General features: G+C 68.3%; 5 protein-coding genes. All 5 read left to right on the top strand.

Translation table 11 applies throughout. The features are described 5' to 3' along the window. Positions 1–639, top strand: a 639-nt coding sequence (locus tag ACIQ3R_RS16275) for an Asd/ArgC dimerization domain-containing protein (RefSeq protein ID WP_397419903.1), incomplete at its 5' end; no start/stop codon positions are given. Then, positions 636–1,100, top strand: coding sequence for a 23S rRNA (pseudouridine(1915)-N(3))-methyltransferase RlmH (gene rlmH, locus ACIQ3R_RS16270; protein WP_397419902.1), 465 nt, complete (start codon positions 636–638; stop codon positions 1,098–1,100). The genes ACIQ3R_RS16275 and rlmH, both read left to right, overlap by 4 nt. Continuing rightward, positions 1,100–1,957 (top strand): murein hydrolase activator EnvC family protein, encoded by an 858-nt coding sequence (locus ACIQ3R_RS16265; protein WP_397419901.1) that lies wholly within the window; start codon positions 1,100–1,102, stop codon positions 1,955–1,957. The genes rlmH and ACIQ3R_RS16265 overlap by 1 nt, the downstream gene beginning before the upstream one ends. 92 nt (positions 1,958–2,049) lie before the next feature. Then, positions 2,050–3,444, top strand: coding sequence for a S41 family peptidase (locus tag ACIQ3R_RS16260; RefSeq protein WP_397419900.1), 1,395 nt, complete (start codon positions 2,050–2,052; stop codon positions 3,442–3,444). A 233-nt stretch (positions 3,445–3,677) separates the two neighbouring features. Next, positions 3,678–3,894 (top strand): 50S ribosomal protein L21 (rplU, locus tag ACIQ3R_RS16255; RefSeq protein WP_397419899.1); only part of this gene is annotated, 217 nt, incomplete at its 3' end.

The raw sequence follows: 3,894 nt of genomic DNA, 5'->3' as shown, positions 1-3,894 counted from the left end.
GTGGCGATCATCACGGCCGTCGCCATGGCGCCGCTCGCCCGCGCCTTCGGCCTGCGCCGGGTGCAGATGGCCACCTATCAGGCGGCGTCGGGCGCCGGGGCGGCGGCGATGGAAGAACTGCGCGTCTCGACCGAGGCCTTCCTGGAAGACCGCCCCTTCACGCCCCAGGTGCTGCCCCATCCCTATGCGTTCAACCTCTTCAGCCACAACGCGGATGTGAATCCCGAGACCGGCTACAACGGCGAGGAGGAAAAGGTGATCGCCGAGTGCCGGCGGCTGCTCTCGTCGCCCAATCTGCCGATCGGCGTCACCTGCATCCGCGTGCCGGTGCTGCGCGCCCACGCCATTGCCCTCTCGCTGGAGTTTGCCGAGCCGGTCACCCCCGACGCCGCGCGCGAGGTGCTGGCCGGCGCGGAGGGGGTGCGCGTCGTCGATGACCGGTCGGCCAACCACTTCCCTATGCCGTCCGAGGCCCAGGGCCAGGGCGACGTGCTGGCGGGCCGCATCCGCCAGGACCTCTCCGACCCTTCGGGCAAGACGGTGGCGCTGTTCGTCTGCGGCGATCAGCTGCTCAAGGGCGCCGCGCTCAACGCCGTTCAGATCGCCGAGAAGCTGTTGCCGGAGCGCCAACCCTCTTGAAGATCGCGATCGTCGCCGTCGGCCGCCTGGCGCGCGGGCCCGAGACCGACCTCGTTCGGCTCTACACGGACCGCGCGACCGCCGCCGGTCGGTCGCTGGGCCTGGGGCCGGCGGAAGTGATTGAGGTCGAGTCCAGGAAGCCCGGGAAGGCCGCCGAGGCCGAGATGCTGCGGCCACATCTGGTCGACGCCTACGTCATCGCCTGTGACGAGCGGGGGAAGGCGCGCACTTCCCGCGCCTTCGCTCAGGAGATCGCCACCCTGCGGGATCAGGGCGTGCGACGCCTCGTGTTTCTGATCGGCGGGACCGACGGGCTCGATCCGGCGCTGGTGGCGGAGGCCAAGTCCGCGCTGGCCTTCGGGCCTCAGACCTGGCCCCATGCGCTGGCCCGCGCGATGCTGGCCGAACAAATCTATCGGGCGGTCTCCATCCTAGCCGGATCGCCCTATCATAGGGACTGATGATCCGGATTCGCGCCCGCCCCACTCGAACCCGCCTGGGTCTTGCCCTCGCCCTCGCCGCCTGCGCGGGCCTGGCCGGAGCGACGACCACCGCGCCGCTGGAACGGCTCAATGCGGCTGAAGCGGAACTGGTCCTCGACCAGGGCTCCAACATGAACCGACTGGCCCGGCTCCTTTCGGTGCTGGAGCGGCTGAGCCGCGATCCGCCGCCGGCCCTGTTGGTCTCGGCCGACGACGCCCGTGACGCCGTGCGCGCAGCGATCCTGGTGCGCGCCATCACGCCGGAATTGCAGGCGCGGGCGCGCGGCTATGCGCAGGGCGCAAGCGAGATGCTGCGCCAGCGCCGCCTCGCCGCCGTGCAGAGCGAGGCCCTCTTCGAGACCGACAGCCTGACCGCCGAGGAATTGCCGGAGCCGGAGGACCCCAACGTCGCAGCCTTGCAGGGTCCGGTCGGTCCCGACCCCGCACTGGATCCCCCGGCGCGCCTTCGCTCCCCCGCACCGGGAAACATCACGCGCCGGTTCGGCGCCGCATTGCCCGGCGGGGGCCGCTCGGCGGGCCTTACGCTGTCGGTGACGCAAAGCGCCCGGGCGATCAGCCCGGCGGCGGGTCGTGTGCAGTACGTGGGCCCTGTGAAAGGCTGGGACGTCATCGTCATATTAAGACTAGTCGGCGGATATCATCTCGTGCTTGCTGGACTTGAGCGCGCGTCCGTCGAGGTCGGTCAGTCCGTATCGGAAGGCCAGCCGCTCGGATTTGCGACCCGGGGTTCCGGCGGGCGCTCTGAGCTTTATCTCGAGGTCCGCGAGCAAGGCTCGCCCGTGGACCCCGGACGGTGGATGGTGGCTGAGAGATAGGCGCGGCGGACGGAATTCCGCCTCGAAAACGACGCGGAAAGCGGCTTGATGGACCGCCTGGACGCCCGCGAACTGGGAGTGGATTGAAGTCGATGAAGACCTACCTGCTGATCGGCGCCTCGGCCTTCGTGCTCGGCGCGGGCTCCATGGCCTATGTGAGCCAGCAGGCGCTGGCGGATTCCCAGCCCCGCGCCAAGACCTACAAGATGCTCGGCCTGTTCGGCGATGTCCTCAACACCGTGGAGACGCAGTATGTCACCGAGGTCGATGACACCAAGCTGATTCAGTCGGCGATCGACGGCATGCTCACATCGCTCGATCCTCATTCCGGCTATCTCAATCCCGAAGATTTCGACGACATGCGCGACCAGACGCGCGGCGAATACGGCGGCCTGGGCATTGAGGTCACCAGCGAGGACGGCGTGGTCAAGGTGATCTCGCCGATGGACGGCACGCCCGCCTTTCGCGCGGGCATCAAGGCCGGCGACTACATCACCTCGGTCAATGGCGAGAGCGTGCTGGGCCTGACGGTGACCGAGGCCGTCAAGCAAATGCGCGGCCGCCCCGGCGAGACCGTGACCCTGACAATCGCCCGCGAGAAGACTGACCCGTTCGACGTCAAGCTGGTGCGCGAGGTGATCAAGCCCAAGTCGGCCACCGCACGGCTGGAAGGCGACTATGGCGTGCTGCGTATCGGCAGCTTCAACGAGAAGACCACCGATGAGGCCGAGGCCGCGTTCGCCGAGCTCAAAGCCAAGAACCCCAAGATGAAGGGGCTGATCCTCGACCTGCGCAACAACCCGGGCGGACTGCTCGATCAGGCGGTGGGGGTCTCCGACCTGTTCCTCGAAGGCGGAGAGATCGTCTCCCAGCGCGGCCGCGATCCACGCGACGTTGAACGCTACAACGCCCGGGGCGGCGACATCACCGGCGGCCTGCCGATCGTAGTTCTGATCAATTCCGGCTCGGCCTCGGCGGCGGAGATCGTCGCCGGCGCCCTGCAGGACCGCAAACGCGCCGAACTGGTGGGCACCACCAGCTTCGGCAAGGGCTCGGTGCAGACCGTGATCCCGCTTCGTGGCGGCGTCGACGGCGCACTCAAGCTGACCACGGCGCGCTACTACACGCCGGCTGGCCGCTCGATCCAGAAGACCGGAATCGAGCCGGACCTTGAAGTCGCGCTCACCCGCGAGGAGGCAGAAGCCATCGCCAAGCGCGCCTTCCAGTTCTCGGAAGCCAGTTTCAAGAACGCGTTGAACGCCGATGAGGGCAAGGTGCGCCGCGGCGCCCATGAACCCGCCGAAGCGCCGCCGGAGAGCTTCGACGAGAAGAAAGACTTCCAGATCAGTCGCGCGACGGATGTGCTGCGTTATGGATCGGTCGCCGCCACGCCCAAGCTGCCCAAGCCTACCTCCAGGGTCGCCGAGATCGTCGGCAAGGCCAAGGTCGCCGAAGCCAAGGCTCCGGCCGCGCCGGTGGCCAAGTAGGGTCAGGAAAGCGCCTCAGTTCGCTTCGCGGCGACCGCCCCAGAGGCAGAGGTGACGACGCGGACTTCCGCTACCCCTCAGGGCGCTGTCGCGGAACGACGGAAGGGTGTCTTGAGCGCCGCCCGCCGTTGACTCCGCTTTCCCCGACTGTATAACCGCGCGCTCTCGCCCGCCGGCCCTCCAGCGGGCGCGCTCCGTTTTGCTGACACTTCAGGTTTCTAAAGGCGCTCACGATGTACGCGGTGATCAAGACCGGCGGGAAGCAGTACCGGGTTCAGCCCGGCGACGTGCTGGTGGTCGAAAAGCTCGACGGCGAACCGGGCGCCACTGTGGCTTTCGGGGACGTGCTGATGCTGGGCGACGGCGAGGCCGTGACCGTCGGCGCGCCGCTGGTTGATGGCGCGTCTGTCGCCGCTACGCTGGTCGAGACCCGGCGCGGTGAGAAGATCA

Origin of the sequence: Phenylobacterium sp. (assembly GCF_044371015.1) — a bacterium.
Taxonomy (GTDB): Bacteria; Pseudomonadota; Alphaproteobacteria; order Caulobacterales; family Caulobacteraceae; genus Phenylobacterium.
Note: the sequence above shows the minus strand (reverse complement) of the source record. Positions and strands in the feature narration are given on the sequence as shown.

Bases quoted from the DNA above. Each gene is read 5' to 3' on its own strand.
- ACIQ3R_RS16265 (WP_397419901.1), top strand. From the start codon at position 1,100: ATGATCCGGATTCGCGCCCGCCCCACTCGAACCCGCCTGGGTCTTGCC.
- ACIQ3R_RS16260 (WP_397419900.1), top strand. From the start codon at position 2,050: ATGAAGACCTACCTGCTGATCGGCGCCTCGGCCTTCGTGCTCGGCGCG.